A 21,106-nucleotide genomic window follows, 5' to 3' on the forward strand; every position below is an offset into this window, starting at 1 on the left:
TCATCGCAATCAAGTGGCGAGAGCATAACGCAGCGCCGGTCAGGCTTCATCGTCCATCCCCGGTTGTGCCTGCAAGGGCAGGTGCAGCGTGATGCAGGTGCCGCGACCGTCGAGGCCGTCATCAACACTGATCCGCCCGCCATGGGCCCCGACCATGCCCTGGCAGATCGCCAATCCCAGCCCGGTGCCCTGCCCGCCTCGATCTCCGCGCGCAGCGGTGTAGAACATGTCGAAAATCTTCTCCCGCTCTTGCTCGGGAATGCCCGGTCCTTCGTCCGCCACGGCAAACAGGATCTCTTGCGCCGTCGCCTCGGCGCTGAGCAGCAATCGCCCGTGGGCCGGGGAAAACCGCGCGGCGTTTTCCAGAACGTTGACCAGGGCCTGTTCGATCAGCGCGGCGTGGACATACAGCAACGGCAAGCCGACCGGCACCTCAACGCTGACCGCCAGCGGTGCCAGCACGGCCCGCAGGCGGTTCAACGCACTGGCGACGATGTCGGCGGGCGACACCCAATCGCGCGCCAGTTTCAGCGCGCCATGGCCGAGACGGGTCATGTCCAGCAGATTCTGGATATAGCGATCCAGGCGCTCGGCCTCGTCGCGAGTGCCTTCGAGCAGTTCGCGGCGGTCCTGCAACGGAATCGCCTCGCCCAGCGCCAGCAGGCTGTCGATGCTGCCGCGCATGGACGTCAGCGGCGTGCGCAAATCATGGGAGACAGACGCGAGCAAGGCACTGCGCAGCTGTTCGGTCTCGCCGTGCAGGCGCGCCGCTTCCAGATCCTGCGCCAGTTGCGCCCGCGCCAGCGCCTGGGCCAGCGGTTGGCTGAGGGCCGCCAGCAAACGACGGCGCTGGCCGCTCAAGGGTTTGCCGTCTTTCGAACAGACGCCCAGCAGCCCCAGCGGGCCGCCCTCGCTCGACAAGGGCCACCACCACCAGTGCCCGGACGGCAACGTCGCGGTGCCGGCACCGGCCGGTTGGTCGTGTTGCCAGGACCAGTCCGCGGCGGCGCGCTCGGCCTCGGTAAAGGTCAACGGCTCGGCGGTCTCGACCTTCCAACCGTGCGGTCCGTCGCGGTTGAGCAGGCACAGTTGCAGATCATCCTCGCTGTCGAGGTGCTGCACGGCGGCGCTGATTACGGCCTGGCGATCCGTAGCGGCGGTCAGCTTGCGCGACAGATCGAGCAATTCGCCAGTCTCCTGCTGGGTGTCGCGCAGCGCTTGCAATTGACGACGCTGGCGGGCCGCGAGGTTGCCCGTCAGGGCGGCCATCAGCAGGAAAAACACCAGCGTCAGCACGTCCTCTTCACGCTGGATCGTCAGGGAAAAATTCGGCGGGATGAACAGAAAATCGTAGGCCAGGAAAGACAACGCCGCACAGGCCAGCGCCGGGCCAAGGCTGCTGCGCACCGCCACCAGCAACACCGCCATGAGAAACACCAGGGAGATGTTCGGCAGCGCCAGCAGCCCTGAGACGCCCCAGGCCAAGGCGCTGGCCGCCACCGTGGCCGCGAGCGCCAGGGCATAATCGAAACCGGTGGCGAGGGTACTCGGGCTCAGGCGCGTGGGCGGTGGCGATTCGTCGCGGTCCAACACGTTGATTTCCAGGCCACGGGCATTGCGCAACAGTCGCGAAGCCAGGCCGCCCCCAAACAATCGCCGACGCAGACGCCGCCGGGACTGCCCTACCAACAGCAACGTGGCGCGGCGTTGCACGGCGTGCTGGATCAAGGTCCTGGCAACCTCCCCGGCGCGCAGTGACACCACCTCCCCACCCAGCCGCTCGGCCAACTGCTGGGCGCTCTGCAGGCGCTGGCGCGACGACTCATCCCGCGCCCCGCCGTTATCCACATGCACCACGCTCCAGGGCAGATGCCGGCGCTGGGCGACGCGGCTGGCGTGGCGCACCAGCCGTTCAGCCTGCAAGTCACCGTCCACGCCCACCAGCAACCGACCGCGCACCGCCGGCGCGGACTGGCCCAGTTGCCGATAGCCTTGCGCCAGATCGTCATCCACCTGCGCGGCGGCGGTCTGCATCGCCAGCTCGCGCAACGCGGTGAGATTGGTCTGGGTAAAAAACGCATCGATGGCCGCCCGCGCCTGCTCCGGCACGTAGACCTTGCCGTCGCGCAGGCGCTCCAGCAGCTCGCGCGGTGGCAGGTCGATCAGCAGCAGTTCATCGGCCTCCTGCAACACCCAGTCCGGCAGCGTCTCGCGCACTTGCACACCGGTGATGCCACGTACTTGATCGTTGAGGCTTTCCAAATGCTGGACGTTCACCGTCGTGTAGACATCGATGCCGGCCGCGAGCAATTCCTGGATGTCTTGCCAGCGCTTGGCGTGGCGACTGCCGGGAGCATTGCTGTGGGCCAGTTCATCCACCAGCACCAGGCTTGGACGGGCCGACAGCAGACCGTCGAGGTCCATTTCCTCGAGCATCACGCCGCGATATTCCGAACGCACCAGCGGCTGCTGCACCAGGCCATTCAACAGTGCTTCGGTCTCGGCCCGCCCATGGGTCTCGACGACACCGGCGATGACGTTCGTGCCTTGGCGTAACCGGGTGTGGGCCGCTTGCAGCATGGCGAAGGTCTTGCCGACGCCCGGAGCGGCGCCAAGGAAGACCTTGAGACGGCCGCGGTCGTGGCGCGGCAGATTGGCTAACAGTGCATCGGCGCGGCCGGAGTCGCTCATGCTGGATCTCTTGTCTCAGGAATGGAATTGAGCTTCTAGGTTTCTACATTTTTTCCAGGGCCATGTTCAGCGCCAGCACATTCACCACCGGCGGGCCCACCAAGGGTTGCTCGGTGTGGGCCTCGAGCAACTGCTGCAACGTCGGCACCGGGACATTCCGCGCCGCCGCGACACGCGCCAGTTGATAGGCAATCGCGGCCGGAGGCAAGTGCGGATCCAACCCACTGCCGGAGGTGGTCAGCAGCGCCAGGGGCACCGCGCCCTGGCCGGGGACTTGGAGTTTGTGGGCGTCATCGATCACGCGAGTGGCCAGCGCCGGATTGCTCGGTGAAAAGTTGCTCGCGCCACTGGCCACGGTCGCGAAGGCGCCCGCCGAAGGCCGCGGGTGAAACCAGCCATCGCCGACGAAATCCTGGGCGATCAGCCGGGAACCGCGGACCTTGCCGTCGGCGTCATGGATCAGGCTGCCGTTGGCCTGGTCCGGGAAGGCGATTTGCGCCACGCCGGTGACAATGAGTGGGTAAGCGATGCCGGTGATCAAGGTCATCAGGAGTAACAGGCTCAGGGCCGGACGAATAAAGGTGAACATTCTCGAATCCTCAGGTGAAAACACATCTTTGATGGGTGTTCTCAGGCTCAAACCAACCCCAGCCCCGTCAGTAACAGGTCGATCGCCTTGATCCCCACGAACGGCACCGCGATCCCGCCCAGGCCGTAGATCAGCAGGTTGCGACGCAGCAAGGCCGCCGCGCTCGCTGCCTGCACCCGCACGCCGCGCAGGGCCAGGGGGATCAGCACGACGATGATCAGGGCGTTGAAGACGATGGCCGACAGGATTGCGCTTTGCGGGCTCTGCAGGTGCATGACGTTCAACACGCCGAGCTGCGGGTAGATCGAGGCGAACAATGCCGGCAGGATCGCGAAGTACTTGGCAATGTCATTGGCGATGGAAAACGTGGTCAACGCGCCACGGGTGACCAGCAGTTCCTTGCCGATCTGCACCACATCCAGCAGCTTGGTCGGATCGCTGTCGAGGTCAACCATGTTGGCCGCCTCCCGCGCGGCCTGGGTGCCGTCGTTCATTGCCATGCCCACATCGGCCTGGGCCAGGGCCGGAGCGTCGTTGGCGCCGTCGCCGCACATGGCGACGAGCCGGCCATCGTTCTGCTCATGGCGAATGCGCGCCAGTTTTTTCTCCGGCGTTGCCTCCGCCAACACATCATCCACGCCCGCTTCGGCGGCAATCGCGGCGGCAGTCAGCGGGTTATCGCCCGTGACCATCACCGTGCGGATTCCCAACTTGCGCAGCTCGGCAAAACGCTCGCGGATGCCGGGCTTGACCACGTCCTTGAGGTGAATGGCGCCAAGCAATTTGCCGTCGACGCAGACCAGCAACGGCGTGCCGCCGCTTTGGGCGATCTTGTCGACTTCCCGTGCCAATGCGGCGGGCAGCCCATCACGGGGCAAACCGATGAAACTCAACAGTGAATCCACCGCGCCCTTGCGATAAACCCGTCCTTGATAATCCACGCCGGACAAGCGGGTTTCAGCACTGAACGGCACGGCTGTCAGCAACTCAGCGGCGGGCTCAGCCTGCGGATGCAACCCACGCAGATATTCGACGATGGACTTGCCCTCGGCCGTGTCGTCGGCCAGCGAGGCAAACAAGGCACCTTCAGCCAGCTCTTTGGCGCTTACGCCTGGGGCCGCATAGACCGCGGCACAGCGGCGATTGCCAAAGGTGATGGTGCCGGTCTTGTCCAGCATCAATACGTGCACATCCCCCGCCGCCTCCACGGCGCGACCGGACTTGGCGATCACGTTCAGGCGTACCAGGCGGTCCATCCCGGCGATGCCGATGGCCGACAGCAATCCGCCGATGGTGGTGGGAATCAACGTCACCAACAGCGCCACCAGGAACACCAGCGGCAAGCTGCCGTTGGCGAAATGCGCGAACGGCTGCAACGTCACCACCACCAACAGGAAGATCAGCGTCAGGCCGATCAGCAGGATATCCAGCGCCACTTCGTTCGGGGTCTTCTGGCGCTTGGCGCCTTCGACCAAGGCAATCATGCGGTCCAGGGTGGACTCGCCCGGATTGCTGGTGATGCGCACCAATAGCCAGTCGGAGACCAGCCGCGTATTGCCAGTGACGGCCGAGCGATCGCCACCGGACTCACGGATGACCGGCGCCGATTCCCCGGTAATCGCCGCTTCGTTGACCGCCGCGATGCCTTCGATCACTTCGCCGTCCCCAGGGATCATCTCCCCCGCCGCGACCCGCACCACATCGCCTTTGCGCAGGCGAGTAGCAGGGATCACCTCAAAACCGTCCGCCGTCTGGCGGCGCGCGCTCAAGCCTTCGCTGCCGGCCTTGAGGCTGTCGGCACGGGCCTTGCCGCGCCCTTCGGCCAGGGCTTCGGCGAAGTTGGCGAACAACACGGTAAACCACAGCCACAGCGCGATCTGCGCGGCCACAAAGGTCGGCACGGCGCTGTCGGGAACCAGACACAGCACGGTGGTGAGGATCGCGGTGAGTTCCACCACCAGCATCACTGGCGCACGGTGCAACTGGCGTGGATCAAGCTTGACGAACGCTTGCACCAGCGCCGGCCGCCACAGCGCCGACAGATTGGTTTTGGCTTGCTCCGGCGCCTTGGCGACGACGGTCTTGCTCATTGGCATGTTCATCATCAAATCCTCAGAAACCCAGGCTCAAGTGTTCGGCAATCGGACCCAGGGCCAGAGTTGGCAGGAAGGTCAGGCCACCGACCAACAGAATGGTCATGGTCAGCAGGGTCACGAAAAGCGGGCCATGGGTGGGGAAACTGTTCTGGCCGACGGGCGCGGGCTTTTTCATCGCGAGGCTGCCGGCCAACGCCAAGACGGGAAGGATGTAGCCGAAACGACCGATCAACATGCCCAGGCCCAGCATCACGTTATGGAATGGCGTGTTGGCGCCGAACCCCGCGAACGCCGACCCGTTGTTGGCCCCCGCCGAGGTGTAGGCATAGAGCAACTGGCTGAACCCGTGAGGGCCAGGATTGCTGACCGCCGCCGCAGGGCCGGGCAGGCTCGCGGCGATGGCACCCAGCACCAGGACGCTCACGGGCATCACCAACAGCGTCACCACCAGCAACTGCACTTCCCGGGCGCCGAGCTTCTTGCCCAGGTATTCCGGCGTGCGGCCGATCATCAATCCAGCGAGGAACACCGCGATCAGCACGTTCAACAACATCCCGTAGAGCCCGGCGCCGACGCCGCCGAAGATCACCTCGCCGACCATCATGTTCATCAGCGCCACCATGCCGCCCAGCGGATTGAGGCTGTCGTGCATGGCGTTGACCGAGCCGTTGGACGCCGCCGTGGTCGTCACCGACCAGAGCACCGATGCGGTGGTGCCGAAGCGCGCCTCCTTGCCTTCCAGCGGCGCGGCTTGTTCAACGGCGGCGTTGTCGAGGGCTGGATTGGGTTGGGACTCGGCCCACAACGATGTCGCGCCGCCGATCAGGAACAGCGCAAGCATGCAGGCGATGATTGCCCTGCTCTGGCGCAGGTCCTTGACGTAATGGCCGAAGGTGAACACCAGCGCCGCCGGGATCAGGATGATCGACGAAACCTCGAACAGATTGCTCCACGCCGTCGGGTTCTCGAACGGATGCGCCGAGTTGACGCCGAAGAAGCCGCCGCCATTGGTGCCCAATTGCTTGATCGCAATCTGGCTGGCCGCCGGCCCGAGAGGGATCACCTGATCCACACCCTGCATCGTCACGCCATGAACGTAATGCGCGAAGGTCTGCGGCACGCCCTGCCACACCAGGAACAACGCCAGCACCAGGCACAGCGGCAACAATCCGTAGAGCGTGGCACGGGTCAGGTCGACCCAGAAATTGCCCAGGGTCGCGGCGGACTTGCGCCCGATCCCGCGACACAGCGCCACCAGCACAGCCAGGCCGGTGGCGGCGCTGACGAAGTTCTGCACCGTCAGGCCGATCATCTGGCTCAAGTAACTGAGGGACGCTTCGCCGCTGTAGGACTGCCAGTTAGTGTTGGTCATGAAACTGACCGCCGTATTGAACGCCTGGGTCCATTCCATGCCGGGCAGGTTTTCAGTGTTGAGCGGCAAGTGCCCCTGTAACAGCAGAACCGCGAACAACAAGACGAAACCGGCCAGGTTGAAGGCGAGCAAGGCCAGGGTGTATTTCTGCCAACTCTGCTCGGTGGTCGGATCGACGCCAGCTACCTTGTAACAACCGCGCTCTACAGGACCAAGGATAGGCGACAGCCAAGTACGCTGGCCTTCCATCACCCGATAATAGAAACGCCCCAGGAACGGCGCCGGAATCAGCACCAACGCAAAGAAGCCGAGGATCAGCCCGTAGTCATAACCGTGCATAGCCGCTCCTAACCCCGGTCCGCGCGCAACAGCGCAACCAACAGATAAATGAACAGCGCCGCTGCCAGCAGCAGCGACACCCCGTCCAGAACACTCATGGGATTTCTCCGTGGTACGGCGTCGTGCCGTGTGTGGTGGGAATTGTGGGTAGGGTGGGTGTAAAGGTGCGAGATCGAGGGTTGGGTGGGAGAATAAAGAATGTGTAAAAACTGGCTTCTTGGTTGCCCGGGTGGGCCTCATCGCGAGCAAGCTCGCTCCCACGTTGCTCGGGTTGGGAATGAAGAATTCGGTTCCACTCAAAGTCCCCTGTGGGAGATTCTATGGTTGAGGGGAAGCCCTCAAGCCGCTTTTGGTTGGTATTCGCTTTGCCCTTTCAGCAGAGCGAATACGATCCGAGCAAGCTTGCGTGCCAGTATCACTAACGCCTGGGTGGTAGCGAAGCCTCGAGCTCTTAGTCTTTCATAAAAGCCTTTCCAGGCAGGCGTACGGCTGGCCGACATGGCTGCGTTGTGCAAAAGCCGACGAACTTCCGGATCGCCTCGTTTGCTCAAGCTTCGGCGGTCGTCTTTTTGTCCTGATTGGGACACTCGCAAATCCATCCCCAAGAAGGCAATAAAGGCGTCTGCATTTTTGAAGTCGCCCCGCTGAAACGCCGTAAGCAAGCGGGCTCCGGTCAGAAACCCGATGCCCTCGACCTTCAGGCAACGGTTCAGTTGCCCTAGCAAACCAGCATTTTTCAGATGATCCTTGATCGTCTTCTCGATCAATGCCTCAAGCCTTTGCATAGCTGCGATTTGCTCGGCGAAAGCGGTCTTGAGCAGCGGCTCATTGGCCCAGCTTTGTACCAGGGCAACTCGAGCCTGAACCAAGGCAGCGCGACGGCGGAAAAGGCTTAGAAGCTGGCGATACAGCGGAGATGGCGGCGCCCATGGATGAAGCTCGTGCCCTTCGTTCTTCAGGTAACGAGCCAACAGCTTGGCGTCCAACGCATCGGTTTTGGCGCGGATTTTTACGCCTTTGCGGTAATGATGAAGTTCATAACCGCCCATCATGTAGATTGTGCAACCGGCCTCATAGGCCAAATCAGCAAAGTCCAAGTGATAAGTATTGGTCGACTCAATGGCCACATCGACGGGGCCCGGCAGTACTTTCAACCACCGTTTGATGGCCGCCTTGTCGTTGGGAATCGCTTCCAACACATCAAGCTCTGCGTGATAGATCACCAGCTCGTTCTTGGCGACATCCACGCCCACGATCGGCTTTGTGACAGAAACCGGCATTGCCATTGAAAATCCTCCGGGCTAAGGTTTGAACACTTGAAGGGGTCACCCAGAGGCGCAGGCTTGTCTCTATCGTCGATCCAGGCCGAAGCATTCTTTATCGGCGCTTGGGTGAAAGGAGGAGGGGCGAAATCTCCCACGGTCTGTACTGCGCGAACAGTCAGAATCGAGCCTTGTCCCTCCTCCTCCCTTCAAGTCCTACCATACAAGCGAGCTTGCTCGCGATGAGGCCAGCCCAGGCACCGACGCTCCGAACTGGGGCACAAAACCAGCCCATCCGGCAGCGAACATCCCCGATACGACACGATTCCTCCCATTACGACCGCCCAACCCATACTGGCACGCCCACTGCACTGCCCCTCCTCCAGCGCTTTTGCTACTTATCGAGGGGGAGCCACCGATGAACACACAACTAAAACCCACACTGGGCACCCTGCACCTTTGGGGCATCGCCGTCGGGCTGGTGATTTCCGGCGAATACTTCGGCTGGAGCTACGGTTGGGGCGTGGCCGGCACGCTGGGCTTTTTGGTGACATCGTTCATGGTCGCGGCCATGTACACCTGCTTCATCTTCAGCTTCACCGAACTGACCACCGCCATTCCCCACGCCGGCGGGCCGTTCGCCTATAGCCGCCGGGCCTTTGGCGAAAAAGGTGGCTTGATTGCAGGGTTGGCAACCTTGATCGAATTCGTCTTCGCCCCGCCCGCCATCGCACTGGCCATCGGCGCCTACCTGAACGTGCAGTTCCCGGCGCTCGACCCGAAACACGCCGCCGTCGGTGCCTACATCGTGTTCATGGGCCTGAATATCCTGGGCGTTAAACTGGCCGCGACCTTCGAACTGGTCGTCTGCGTGCTCGCGGTCGCCGAGCTGCTGGTGTTCATGGGCGTGGTCGCGCCCGCCTTCAGCTTCAGCAGTTTCGCCCTGAACGGCTGGGCCGGCTCGGACGTCTTCGGCGCACCGGCCATCGCCGGGATGTTCGCGGCCATCCCCTTCGCGATCTGGTTCTTCCTCGCCATCGAAGGCGCGGCCATGGCCGCCGAAGAAGCCAAGGACCCGAAACGCACGATCCCCAAGGCCTACATAAGCGGCATCCTGACATTGGTATTCCTGGCCATGGGCGTGATGTTCTTCGCTGGCGGCGTCGGCGATTGGCGCACCCTCTCCAATATTAACGACCCGCTGCCACAAGCCATGAAAACCGTGGTCGGCGAAAGCTCCGGCTGGCTGCACATGCTTGTCTGGATCGGCCTGTTCGGCCTGGTCGCGAGCTTCCACGGCATCATCCTCGGCTACTCGCGCCAGTTCTTCGCCCTCGCTCGCGCCGGCTACCTGCCCGCCTCCCTCGCCAAGCTGTCACGCTTCCACACGCCGCACCGAGCCATCATCGCCGGCGGCCTGATCGGCATCGCCGCCATCTACAGCGACGGCCTGATCAACCTCGGCGGCATGACCCTCACCGCCGCGATGATCACCATGGCCGTGTTCGGCGCCATCGTCATGTACATCATGAGCATGCTCAGCCTGTTCAAGTTGCGCAAAACCGAGCCCAACCTGGAGCGCACCTTCCGCGCGCCGGGCTACCCGATCGTGCCGGGGATCGCCTTGGCCCTGGCGGTGGTGTGCCTGGTGGCGATGGCCTGGTTCAATGCACTGATCGGACTGATCTTCCTGGGGTTCATGGCGGTGGGTTTCGTGTACTTCGTCATGACCGCTCAGTTGCGTGCAGATGCTCCGGCCGATGCGATGTTGACCGGGCTATAAGCTGAACCCGGCATAACGGGCGTAGTATGGAACCACTGCGAACAGTCTTCGCTCATAAGTGGTAGGGGCAATGGCCGGCGAAAGACTCGCTTGGCCACCGCCCCCTCAAGGAGAGCCCTATGCCCTGGTATGCCTGGTTAATCCTGATCGTCGCCATCGGCTCGATCGTGGGTGGTTTGATGATGCTGCGCGACACCGCCCATAAGGTGGAGCTGACGGATGAGCAGCGTAAGCGTGTTGCCGAACGCAATGCGGAGATGGATGCGAAAGAGGCGAAGGATCGCTGACTGCTTGCTGCACAGCACTTCCGTGGCGAGGGGATTTATCCCCGCTGGGGCGCGTAGCGGCCCCAAAAACGTTTGGACATGCAGTTTAGAGTCAGGATCACTCCTGTAGAGATGGGGCTGCTGCGCAGCCCAGCGGGGATGAATCCCCTCGCCACAGTGGGCAGTGCCTTACCGCGCCAGCAGTGTTATTTCTCCCAATCCGCCTTGGCAATATGCAACCCATGCAGTCCCTTATAAGCCGCCCGCTCCGGCTGACTCCAGCCTTGTAACAACGAATCCTCCAACGAATATATTTCCACCCCTAGCGGACGACAAACGCTAAGCGGATCCTGCGCATCCGGCCCCCACATTGCCAGCGACAGATCACCGCCAGGACAGGTAGACAAAGCACACAGCAGATCGATCTCAGCGAAGAACTCCAGATAATCACCCTTCTGCGCCGGACACGCTTTCATGAAATACATGTCGTCATGATTCAGCCCGGTGCACTGGAAGATATTCAACACGTCATGCACATCGAACTCGGTCAAACCATGAGGCAACACCGCCCGGGTCAGGTTCGAGTGGCAATGATGATGGAAATCCTCGCCGGTCAGCATCTTGTTCACATACGGGTCACACCGCGTGCCCAGCAGATCGTGCAAACGCCCGCCGTGCTCGTCGATGCCATAGCCCGCGAGACTGTCATCGGTAATCGTCACCAACGGTCGCAGAAACGGCAGATTGGACCACAGCCGATCATAGGTGCTGACATGAGCGCCCTGAAGCTGGCGCGTGCGTGCTGCCCAAAGACGCTCCCGTGGATCGTGGGCATTCCAGACATTGAAATCACCCACCTGCGGGCCGACCGGCGTGGTCACGCGGAACACATGGCCGGCCGGCACCTGCCAGGCGCGCCCGGTGCGGATGGGTACTTCGAACTGCTCGATCAGCGCGCGCTTGTCATGTTCGCCGCGGATTCGGTCGTAGAACGGCTTGTCCACCTGGAGCGCAGAACCTTTGCTGACTTGATAAGCGGCTGGGTAGTCTTTGTACATGGCGCGGATCCTTGATCAGTGAGGTTTGGCGGATGTCAGCAGATGCAACAGCAACTGTTCGGAATCGTCGAGATAACGACTCATGCCTTCGTGAGCCGCCTGCCTGTTGCCTTCAGCCAACCAGTCATGAATTTGCCGGTCACGGGCGAGCCACGGCGCCTGGAAGCGCGCCTCATCGGGAGCGGAACAAAACACCAACCGAAGCTGTGCGACCACGTTGGTGAAGAATTCATCGAGCAATGGACTGCGCATCAATCCCACGACATGCTGATGGAATGCCAAGCCGTGCGTCCCCACGGCGCGCCAATCTTCGCGCTCCCGCGCAAGCTCAGCGGCTTCAAGGGCTTCGAGCATGCGGTCGGACTGGTACTCGCTCAGCGGCTTGCTGCTGAGAATCGCCTGTAGCTCCAAGGTACGACGGACCTTGAACAAATCCCGGACGTCATCGACGCCCAACCGGCGAACCATCACTCCCTTGTTACGTACGTAACGGGTCAACCCTTCCTGGCCCAAACGATGCAACGCCTCACGAATGGTATTGCGCGAAGCGTTGTAGGCTGAGACCAGGTTGTTCTCGACGAGCGCCATGCCCGGGATCAAACGACCGCCAATGATATCGGCGCGTAGCTCAAGCGTGATCTGGTCTGCCAAGGAAAGAGCGTTGGTCATTGATGAGGCCCTAGATTGTTGAACAATCGCTGACATCCTAGTAGTCACTTTCCATGCCAATGCAGGGCTTTCCAGCGGCTCGCTTCCGCCAGATAGCAAAAAGGCCAGTCAACTTGACCGGCCCTCCCTTCAATCACTCATCAATTCACTTCCAATTTGTCACGGTTCCTGTCGAGAATCGCCTTTCCGATCCCCTTGACCTCCAGCAACTCATCCACCGAAGAGAACGGCCCATTACTCTCCCGATACGCAACAATCGCCTCTGCTTTGCCCTTGCCAATCCCTGACAGTTCGCGCTGCAGTGTCTCGGCATTTGCCCCGTTCAGATCCACCTTGGCGCTTTGCGTTTGGGCCGGCTGTTCCACCGCTTGTGGCGCAGTCGTTGCCCCTGGCTTGGCTGTTGGCGCCGCAATAACAGCAATCGAGGCGCTGGTGAGGAAGGCAAAAATCAGAGAGTAGAAATAGCCTGTACGCATAAGTGACGCTCCATGACATCGTTGAGAGAGAAGCAGCTTTTCCGAAGCTGCTTCTCAAACTTAGGCGATGATGAAGGAGTGTCAAAAGTGTGTACGTTACGAGTTGTGTAACAATCAGGGTTCAAGGCGACGTTGCTGGTAGACCCAATCGACGATTTCACCGTCGGGGGTATAACCATGGACAGTTTCGCGTAATAGCTGACGCACCCGTGCGTAATCGTCGCTCTCAACGGCATCGAGCAGCTCATCGAGCTTGGACTTCAGCGTATCCCAAGGCAGATGATCCTCGTTCGCCGTCATGATCATGGGGTGCTCGGTCGCGGCAACGTTATCGCCGATCAACAGCTCCTCATATAGCTTCTCACCCGGCCGCAGACCTGTGAATTCTATGGAGATATCGCCTTGTGGATTGCGCTCCGAGCGAATGCTCAGGCCCGAAAGATGAATCATTTTTTCCGCCAGCTCGACAATCTTCACCGGGTCGCCCATGTCCAGGACAAATACATCCCCTCCCTGCCCCATGGACCCAGCCTGGATCACCAACTGCGCGGCCTCGGGAATAGTCATGAAGTAACGGGTGATTTTTGGATGCGTGACGGTCAGCGGACCGCCGGACTTGATCTGGCTGTGGAATAAAGGGATTACCGAACCCGACGAGCCCAATACATTGCCGAAACGCACCATGGTGAAACGGGTTTTATTGACCCGCGATACGTTGGCCTTATCGCCAAACAACACAGGCGCGATCTCACGACTCAAAGCCTGAAGCGTCAATTCGGCTAAACGCTTGGTACTGCCCATGACGTTTGTTGGGCGCACCGCCTTGTCTGTAGAAATCAGCACAAAGTTGGAAACCCCGGACTGCAAGGCTGCCTGAGCGGTGTTCAGCGTGCCGATGACATTGTTCAACACACCCTCTGCGATGTTGTGTTCCACCATTGGCACGTGTTTATACGCTGCCGCGTGGTAGACGGTTTCCACCTTCCAGGTTTTCATTACATCCAGCAATTTATCCGGATGGCGGATAGAACCCAGAATCGGCAACAATTTCACCGAAGCAGACTCTCGATCAACACGCTGCTCCAACTCGGACAGGATGCTGTAGAGGTTGAACTCGCTGTGGTCGAACAGCAGAAGCGTGGTTGGCCCCAGCGAGAAGATCTGCCGGCACAACTCAGAGCCAATCGACCCGCCCGCCCCGGTTACCAATACCGCCTTGCCCTTGATACAGCGTTCAAGCAAGTCAGCCTGGGCAGGCACGGCGTCACGACCCAGTAAGTCGGCGATATCCACTTCCTGGATATCGTCCACTTTTACCCGGCCGCTGGCGAGGTCTGTGAAATTGGGAACGCTTCGGATGTGCAAGGGGAAACGCTCGAGCATCGTGAGGATTTCCCTACGACGGGCACGGGTTGACGACGGTAAGGCCAGAAGGATTTCCTGGGCGCCTGTAACATCGATCATTTGCTGAATATGCTTGGGCTTGTAGACTTGAAGCCCGGAAATCGATCGATCAGCGATACTCGAATCGTCATCGATAAACGCCACGGGCCGCATCACTTTCCCCATGCGCAATGCGGCGACAAGCTGATTACCTGCAACCCCCGCACCGTAGATAGCAACCTTGGTCAAACCGTCGTCGCGGTTGGTGAACGGAATGTGTTGCCCACCGGTAAACCAGTCCCCCATAAAATATTGGCGCATGAACAGACGCAACCCACCGATGATGACCATGCTCAGCCACCAATAGTTGAAGACAATGGATCGAGGGACTACGGTCTGGTGGTTGCTGTACCAGTAGACGACGACGGCCAGGATCAGGGAGGACAGGCTGACGGCTTTGATGATGGCGACGAGGGCGTCGTTGCCGAAATAGCGCATGACGGCGCGGTACATGCCGAAGCGGATGAAGAGGGGGATGGCTATAATCGGCGCGCAGGCGAAAAGCCAGAAATGGACCCTAAACGGATCTTGCAGGTCGTCAATACCGAGACGAACGACAAAGGCGAGTCGAAGCGCTACCCAGACAAGCATCACGTCTGTTGCAACCTGGATGAGCCTTTTCTGCCTGCGAGGCAGTCCTAGCAATAGAGTCCGTAACCTATCCATTAACATCATTTGAGCGCGGAGCCCACTCCTTAAAAACGGCAGCCGCTATTGTAGCCGCCACAGGGGAAAAGAGACGACTATGGTAAATGATCCGCATCCCACTGACTCCCAGCGCTAGCATCTGCCCTAAGGTCCGCACGAGCAATTTGCCGCAAGCCTCGCTACAATTATCTTGTAAGCTACTCATGGGAAGGCCCCTAGGAATACTGCTATAGGAACGGATGTCGGATGGTATCACCAATCTCCGAACTCAGTATAAAACGTCTAATATGACTCTGCTTCCATGCCGACTAACTCATGCGCCCCAATTTTCGTCCTTATCGATTCCAACGAGATAGTATGTCAAATAATCTTGTAGCTCATCTACAGTCAGTGAACGCCGAACGTCGAAGCGAGTTAAAAAACCAACAGCCTGTCGTTATCTGGCTGACCGGTCTAAGCGGAGCTGGGAAGTCTTCAATTGCCAATGCGCTGGAGCTGGCCCTGTGCAACGCGGGCAACCACACCTATCTTCTTGATGGAGATAATATTCGATTGGGTTTGTGTAAAGACCTGAGCTTCAGTGACGCCGACCGGGTCGAAAATATTCGGCGAATATCTGAGGTTGCCAAACTATTTCTTGACGCTGGGCTCATTGTTATCACGGCCTTTATCTCACCGTTCATGCGCGATCGAGCATTAGCGCGAGACGTCATTGGAAATAGCACGTTCATTGAGGTTTTTGTCGACGCTCCACTGTCTGAGTGCATGCGGAGAGACCCCAAAGGTCTTTACAAAAAAGCTGAGCAAGGGCTGATAAAGAATTTTACCGGAATAGACTCTGCATACGAGCCTCCAGTGAATCCCGACATCCGAGTAAACACACTAGAAAACGGTGTTGAGACCTGCGTAGACCAAATACTCCAATACTTAAAAGCACCACGCAAATGAATACATTAGTTATTATTGGTGCCGGATTCAGCGGAACAGTTGCCGCCATTGAGTTTCTGCGCACTGCGCCAGATGGCTCCAAATTAATTATTGTCAATCGCTCAGGTCAAATGGCCAAGGGATTGGCTTATGGGACAAATAGCCCTATACACCTCCTTAACGTACCGGCGGGAAACATGACCGCCATCGTCAATGAGCCTGATTCTTATTTGAAATACTGTCAATTATATGACAAAAGTGTTACAGCGAGCAGCTTTACACCTAGAAGGCTATATGGCGAGTATTTGGAGTCTCTGCTTAAAGATGCAGAGTTCAGCGCAAAAGGTAGAGTCCGTTTCAAACAGGTTTGCGCAAATGTAAAACATATTTCAGGTCGTGCAAACGGAGCAACAATTGAACTAGACAACAAGGAAGAAATATTTGCGGACCATGTAATTCTAGCGCTAGGACATTTTCCTCCTCTAACTCCATTCGCATTGCGGAAGATTCAAAATAAGCATCGCTATATTCCCGACCCATGGTCCAAAAGCATATCACAACTTCATGATAGTGACGCTCCGATTCTTTTGGTAGGTGGTGGGTTAACTGCACTGGATGTGATCTCCAGTTTAAAAAAGAACAATCACACCGGCAAAATTTTCATGCTTTCTCGCCGCGGTCTGTTACCTTTACCCCATAGAAGCAGTAGAGACGCCATGGTATCCCACAACTCATTTCGCGAAGAATTAGTTCTACAGGCACCTACGACCCTAAATTATTTTCGCCAAATCAGGAAATATATCAACACCTGTAACGATTCTAATTGGCGCGACGTAGTCGCTGCACTTCGCCCCATCACATCGCAACTGTGGATGCGCCTGCCAGAAAAGGAGCGCGATAGATTTCTCCGTCATGTACAACCGTACTGGGACGTGCACCGTCATCGGGTTGCACCAAGCACATATGCAATGTTTGAAGAAGCACTTAAAGAAAACAAAATCTCTCCAATCGCGGGAAGAATAAAATTAGTTGACGAAAGAGCTAATGATTTAAATCTTACAATTAGCTTGCGCGGAAACCATCAAGAAATCAGCCTCAACGTAAAATACGTAATCAATTGCACCGGCCCAAACTCAAATCCGAAACTCATAGATGAACATTTGATAAAGTCACTTATAAGTGAAGACCTAATAAGTATCGACAAACACGAACTGGGAATAAACGTAACCAATGACTTAGCGGTTATCGATAGCACGGGAAAGGCTTCTACCTGGCTGACCTACGTTGGACCAATGCTGAAGGCAAAGTTCTGGGAAGCCACTGCTGTTCCTGAGTTGCGAGTTTATGCGTCAATGGCTGCTGCCAGAGTCTCTGCTTTAATTTCAAATAACATGTCAAAAAATGGAAAATGTAGGTCCCGATAGGATGCCAGTTACATGCCCCAGTACCGATCCCTACCTGCAACCACAGCACAGTTCCTGCCTCAGGTGCCTGACGCGAAGCGCTCCAGAGGTAAGGGTGAATGCTTCTAGATCTTGGTTATAGAGGCACCTAAAACGCATCACACTGATGGAATCTCGGTATTGGAAGTCACGGTTTTGATGAACTGCCGCCGATGGGAATGCCTTTCCCTAGCAGAACATAAGCCTATGCGATATATAATCCCCACCTTCCGACTAATAGCAGATCAACGCCACCACTCATCTCACCAACAGAGCTTCTGCTGCTTGGTGATAGGCGTCATCTCTCCTCGATTTCGCGGGGAATGAGGATTAGACTTTTGCAGAGGATCGTCTGCGGTTAGGCTACGCCTGCTTCGCAGCGAAGCTCACTGGAGATTTTCGAGTCAATGACGTCACTAAAACTTGAGCAGCAATTAAAAGCGACTGCAAACCATACACATATTACGTATCGCCGAGACATAGACGGGCTTCGCGCAGTAGCTGTTATCGCCGTGATTTTATTCCACGCCTTCCCCTCTTTCCTCAAAGGAGGATTCATTGGCGTCGATATATTTTTCGTTATCTCTGGCTTTCTAATCTCGTCGATTTTACTAAGAGAACTGAATAGCGAGTCATTTTCAATAGCAAGGTTCTACACAAGACGTGTAGTACGAATATTCCCTGCGCTTACCACCGTGCTTATTGCCTGTCTAGCCTTTGGTTGGCTTGCATTGTTTGCGGTCGAATACAAGTCCTTGGGGAAGCATGCACTGGCAGGCGCCGGCTTTGTATCCAACTTAGTATTTTGGAGTGAGACCAGTTATTTCGATGTAGCTTCCGAGGCTAAGCCCCTACTTCACTTGTGGAGCTTAGGCATTGAAGAGCAGTTCTATATGATGTGGCCCCTAGTTCTTTTTCTGTTCTATCGCTTTCGCACTCACATCCCATTAGCAATCACTGTGACTATCGCGATATCGTTCGGATTGAATCTGTTCCAAGCAGCGAACAACCCTACAGCCGACTTCTATTCACCACAGACGCGTGCCTGGGAACTGCTTACCGGCGCGCTAGTGGCATGTGTACCAAGTCACTGGAAGCCTTCTGTTCATATCGTCAATATCCTGTCCTGCCTCGGCGCAGCGCTGATCGTCGCCGGTGTTGTTATGATCAACAGTACCAGCGTGTTCCCTGGCACACTTGCCTTAGTCCCGGTTACCGGTGCAGTGTTGCTTATTGCAGCAGGCCCTAAAAGCCTGATTAACCGTATCGTACTTTCGAATCGACTGATGGTTGGTACAGGGCTTATCAGTTTTCCACTGTACCTGTGGCATTGGCCGCTTCTATCCTTTCCTCGAATCATAGAAAGTGAAACTCCTTCTATAAATACCAGGATTGCAGCAATACTCATTACAATAGTACTTTCATGGCTAACTTATAAATTTATTGAAACACCAATAAGAACAGGCTCGATATCCAGAGCAAAATCTGTTAAATTTTTATCCTGCGCCATGCTGGCAACTGCAACAATGGCTATGTTTATTTTTGCACAAGACGGATTAACTGACAGGGAAGGTGCTAACCCTATAGCAAGATACCCCAACGACCTTGGTCGCGACCCCTACCTGTCCTATATAAGCTCAAATTTTAGCAGATGTTCAGATATTAAACTTCGAGAACTCTCCTCATTAGATGCCAGCTATGGATACAGATGCTTCCAGTCCAAGCCAGATATGCCTATCAAAATTCTTCTGGTTGGCGATAGTCACGCTGAGCACTGGCTCCCAGGCATTGCCGAACAGTTTAGTGACGTAAACGTTGGCTCATTTATTCAGCCACAGCTTCCATCGTTAGATAGCCCAGCCTTCAAGCAGCCTCTTGACCTTATATCAAAAGACAACAACATAGAAACCATTATAATAAGTGCGATGTGGATAGACAAAATAGCTCCAGGGCTCATTGAGCCTGAAAAGCAGATAAGTCGAACTTTGAAAATACTCTCCAACGCAAACAAGAATATATATGTAATGGACGACATCCCTGTCTTTTCATTTACCCCAGAAAAGTGCAAATACGGACGTCGCTTCAGTAGCTCCAGCAAATGTGAAATGAGCTTATCCGACTACCAAAAACAAAAAACATACTATTCGACCATACTCCTATCTGCACTAAAACAAAATCCCGATGTGAAATTTATCGGAGTGCACGAATTATTATGCGACACAAAATCCTGCGCAATGACAGCGGACGAAAAACTGCTTTACCGTGATACAAACCATTTAAATATTGCCGGTTCGAAATACCTAGCTTATAGGCTAGTGAGCTCTGGAAAACTTCAGAAATAGCGAGATAAACTTTATAACACCCTTCGGCTGAGTCTGAGTGCACAACTCAGACTTCAACCAGCCGCCCCCAAATTAATTAAATCAACGGTTAACTAATGGTTGCATGTGCTCGCTGCACTAGATTACTTGGAGTATGCGGGGGTTATACCGCAACGAAAACGTTACCGCGAATCGAGTGAATAAATTGCTGGACGCGAGCACTACCTAAGTTTTAGGATATTGGGAGAGCGAACGCAAAAAACGAGTTGGACGGTCCGATGTTACGCTGAACCCACTCACAACTATGCGAAATCCAACGCGATGTAAAAAACAGTCACAATAATCAGCGCTAGCCGGGGGGGGGGGGGCAGCAGCAGGGCCTGTCAGCCCTGATAATTAAACTGGCGGAGAAACCCAAGCGAAGGTCACCGTCCGAACTGTCACAGTAAAAGACTTCGAAGTCTTGCTATCATGGAACCGCACGCCAGTGATGGCGAAGCAACATAATACCCACTTCTTTAAGGTGGGATTGGCAGATCACATGCTAGTAAACGATAGAGATAAGCACTTGAAAAAGCATCTACCGCTCAGAAAGCAGCCCCCCCTCCAATCCTTTGCCGTCTCGCCAAACCAGCAGTGCATTGGGGAAGCTGTTGCCATTCTTCTTTGCACCTATAACGGAGAGAAATATCTTTCCGAACAACTGGATTCTATAGCCAACCAAACCTATAAGAACTGGACTATATATGTTTCAGATGACGGATCCAATGACAACACATTACAGATCCTCGAACGCTACAGAGCAGAAATAGGAAAGCACAGATTGCATATCTTCGAAGGCCCCAAGGAGGGTTTTGCCAAAAATTTTTTGTCGCTGATTAAGCGCAAGGAAATCGAAGCAGCCTACTTTGCCTTTAGTGATCAAGACGATATTTGGCTACAAGACAAGCTAGAAAGAAGCGTTGTGCAAATAAAAATATCCCCCCCTAATACGCCAATACTTTATTGCTCTCGCACTCTAATATTTAGCGACTCTAGAAAAATGTCGACGAAATCACCACTCTTTAAATTTCCACCCAGCTTCGAAAATTCATTGGTACAAAGCTTGGCCGGAGGTAACACCATGATGATAAACAACAGAAGCCGAGAACTATTAAAGAAAATCGATGATAAGCACAAGATAATCTCGCACGACTGGATAGTCTACTTAATTGTTAGTGGTTGCGGTGGAACCGTTATATATGACCCAGAACCGACTCTACTTTATCGGCAACACGAAGCAAATTTGATTGGCGGAAACATGGGCTTTGGCGATCGACTAACACGTTTGCAAAACGCTTTAAAGGGCAGTTTTATTGAGTGGAACGATTACAATTTGCTGATCATAAACTCGTTAAAAAACCAGCTAACCGAAAAAAACAGACTAACACTAGAACAGTTTGAAGAAGCACGACATAGCAATTTATTGAAGAGAGTTTTTCTCATTAAAAGCAGCGGGGTGTATCGCCAGACTGTTGCCGGAAATATCAGTCTTCTCATAGCCACTATCTTAAAAAAAATCTAAGGATTAGGCACGCACCCAATTCCGGAAAGCCTCTAGCGACCCGACAAGCAAACCCGCACGAAAGATAGCGCTAATCAGGTACTACGATAGCCTTCCAAGTAACCTCCTGTAGATTTTCTCGCCTCACTTCAAACTGTGAGTCGCGGTGAGCTGCGGACCG

16 protein-coding genes are annotated in these 21,106 nt (G+C 56.3%); 6 read left to right on the plus strand and 10 right to left on the minus strand.

Translation table 11 applies throughout. The features are described from left to right. Positions 1–39: 39 nt before the first annotated feature. The 6 genes from J3P79_RS18280 to J3P79_RS18305 all read right to left on the minus strand — a co-directional run bounded on the left by J3P79_RS18280 (position 40) and on the right by J3P79_RS18305 (position 8,373). The gene (locus J3P79_RS18280; protein ID WP_434604820.1) at positions 40–2,691 is read right to left on the minus strand and encodes a DUF4118 domain-containing protein; all 2,652 of its coding nucleotides are present in this window, start codon (positions 2,689–2,691) and stop codon (positions 40–42) included. Between the two features lie 43 nt (positions 2,692–2,734). Beyond that, on the minus strand, positions 2,735–3,280 hold the full coding sequence (gene kdpC / locus J3P79_RS18285; protein WP_434604822.1) for a potassium-transporting ATPase subunit KdpC: 546 nt from the start codon (positions 3,278–3,280) through the stop codon (positions 2,735–2,737). A gap of 47 nt (positions 3,281–3,327) precedes the next feature. After that, positions 3,328–5,382, minus strand: a complete 2,055-nt coding sequence (gene kdpB / locus J3P79_RS18290) for a potassium-transporting ATPase subunit KdpB (protein ID WP_434604824.1) — start codon at positions 5,380–5,382, stop codon at positions 3,328–3,330. Positions 5,383–5,392: 10 nt separating this feature from the next. Further along, on the minus strand, positions 5,393–7,087 hold the full coding sequence (kdpA, locus tag J3P79_RS18295; RefSeq protein ID WP_434604826.1) for a potassium-transporting ATPase subunit KdpA: 1,695 nt from the start codon (positions 7,085–7,087) through the stop codon (positions 5,393–5,395). Positions 7,088–7,095: 8 nt separating this feature from the next. Continuing rightward, on the minus strand, positions 7,096–7,185 hold the full coding sequence (kdpF, locus tag J3P79_RS18300; protein WP_325918153.1) for a K(+)-transporting ATPase subunit F: 90 nt from the start codon (positions 7,183–7,185) through the stop codon (positions 7,096–7,098). Positions 7,186–7,425: 240 nt separating this feature from the next. After that, the gene (locus tag J3P79_RS18305) at positions 7,426–8,373 is read right to left on the minus strand and encodes an IS110 family transposase (protein ID WP_434604829.1); all 948 of its coding nucleotides are present in this window, start codon (positions 8,371–8,373) and stop codon (positions 7,426–7,428) included. A 394-nt stretch (positions 8,374–8,767) separates the two neighbouring features. Between J3P79_RS18305 and eat the strand changes: the two genes are divergently transcribed. Together eat and J3P79_RS18315 are read left to right on the plus strand one after the other, a co-directional pair. Further along, positions 8,768–10,132 carry an ethanolamine permease gene (gene eat / locus J3P79_RS18310; protein WP_434604831.1) on the plus strand — a complete coding sequence of 455 codons (1,365 nt, stop codon included), beginning with the start codon at positions 8,768–8,770 and terminating at the stop codon, positions 10,130–10,132. A 119-nt stretch (positions 10,133–10,251) separates the two neighbouring features. Then, the gene (locus tag J3P79_RS18315) at positions 10,252–10,419 is read left to right on the plus strand and encodes a DUF2897 family protein (protein ID WP_014337248.1); all 168 of its coding nucleotides are present in this window, start codon (positions 10,252–10,254) and stop codon (positions 10,417–10,419) included. A gap of 185 nt (positions 10,420–10,604) precedes the next feature. On the opposite strand, the gene J3P79_RS18320 is transcribed toward J3P79_RS18315, so the two are convergent. The 4 genes from J3P79_RS18320 to J3P79_RS18335 form a co-directional block, all read right to left on the minus strand. After that, a complete protein-coding gene (locus tag J3P79_RS18320) occupies positions 10,605–11,456 on the minus strand; it encodes an urea carboxylase-associated family protein (RefSeq protein ID WP_434604833.1) in 852 nt (283 codons plus the stop codon). A 15-nt stretch (positions 11,457–11,471) separates the two neighbouring features. After that, a complete protein-coding gene (locus tag J3P79_RS18325) occupies positions 11,472–12,125 on the minus strand; it encodes a GntR family transcriptional regulator (protein WP_434604835.1) in 654 nt (217 codons plus the stop codon). A 140-nt stretch (positions 12,126–12,265) separates the two neighbouring features. Continuing rightward, the gene (locus J3P79_RS18330) at positions 12,266–12,601 is read right to left on the minus strand and encodes a ComEA family DNA-binding protein (protein WP_434604837.1); all 336 of its coding nucleotides are present in this window, start codon (positions 12,599–12,601) and stop codon (positions 12,266–12,268) included. A 114-nt stretch (positions 12,602–12,715) separates the two neighbouring features. Further along, positions 12,716–14,716: a polysaccharide biosynthesis protein gene (locus J3P79_RS18335; RefSeq protein ID WP_434611534.1), complete on the minus strand. Its 2,001-nt coding sequence runs from the start codon at positions 14,714–14,716 to the stop codon at positions 12,716–12,718. A gap of 333 nt (positions 14,717–15,049) precedes the next feature. On the opposite strand from J3P79_RS18335, the gene cysC reads away from it, so the two are divergent. The 4 genes from cysC to J3P79_RS18355 all read left to right on the plus strand — a co-directional run bounded on the left by cysC (position 15,050) and on the right by J3P79_RS18355 (position 20,946). Then, on the plus strand, positions 15,050–15,640 hold the full coding sequence (cysC, locus tag J3P79_RS18340; RefSeq protein WP_434604839.1) for an adenylyl-sulfate kinase: 591 nt from the start codon (positions 15,050–15,052) through the stop codon (positions 15,638–15,640). Then, positions 15,637–17,043 (plus strand): FAD/NAD(P)-binding protein, encoded by a 1,407-nt coding sequence (locus J3P79_RS18345; RefSeq protein WP_434604841.1) that lies wholly within the window; start codon positions 15,637–15,639, stop codon positions 17,041–17,043. The genes cysC and J3P79_RS18345 overlap by 4 nt, the downstream gene beginning before the upstream one ends. Positions 17,044–17,468: 425 nt before the next feature. Beyond that, positions 17,469–19,403: an acyltransferase family protein gene (locus J3P79_RS18350; RefSeq protein WP_434604843.1), complete on the plus strand. Its 1,935-nt coding sequence runs from the start codon at positions 17,469–17,471 to the stop codon at positions 19,401–19,403. A gap of 469 nt (positions 19,404–19,872) precedes the next feature. Further along, the gene (locus tag J3P79_RS18355) at positions 19,873–20,946 is read left to right on the plus strand and encodes a glycosyltransferase family 2 protein (RefSeq protein ID WP_434611537.1); all 1,074 of its coding nucleotides are present in this window, start codon (positions 19,873–19,875) and stop codon (positions 20,944–20,946) included. The last annotated feature ends 160 nt before the right edge of the window (positions 20,947–21,106 follow it).

The sequence above is a fragment of the Pseudomonas sp. R1-7 genome (assembly GCF_051132105.1).
In the GTDB taxonomy this organism is placed as follows: Bacteria; Pseudomonadota; Gammaproteobacteria; order Pseudomonadales; family Pseudomonadaceae; genus Aquipseudomonas.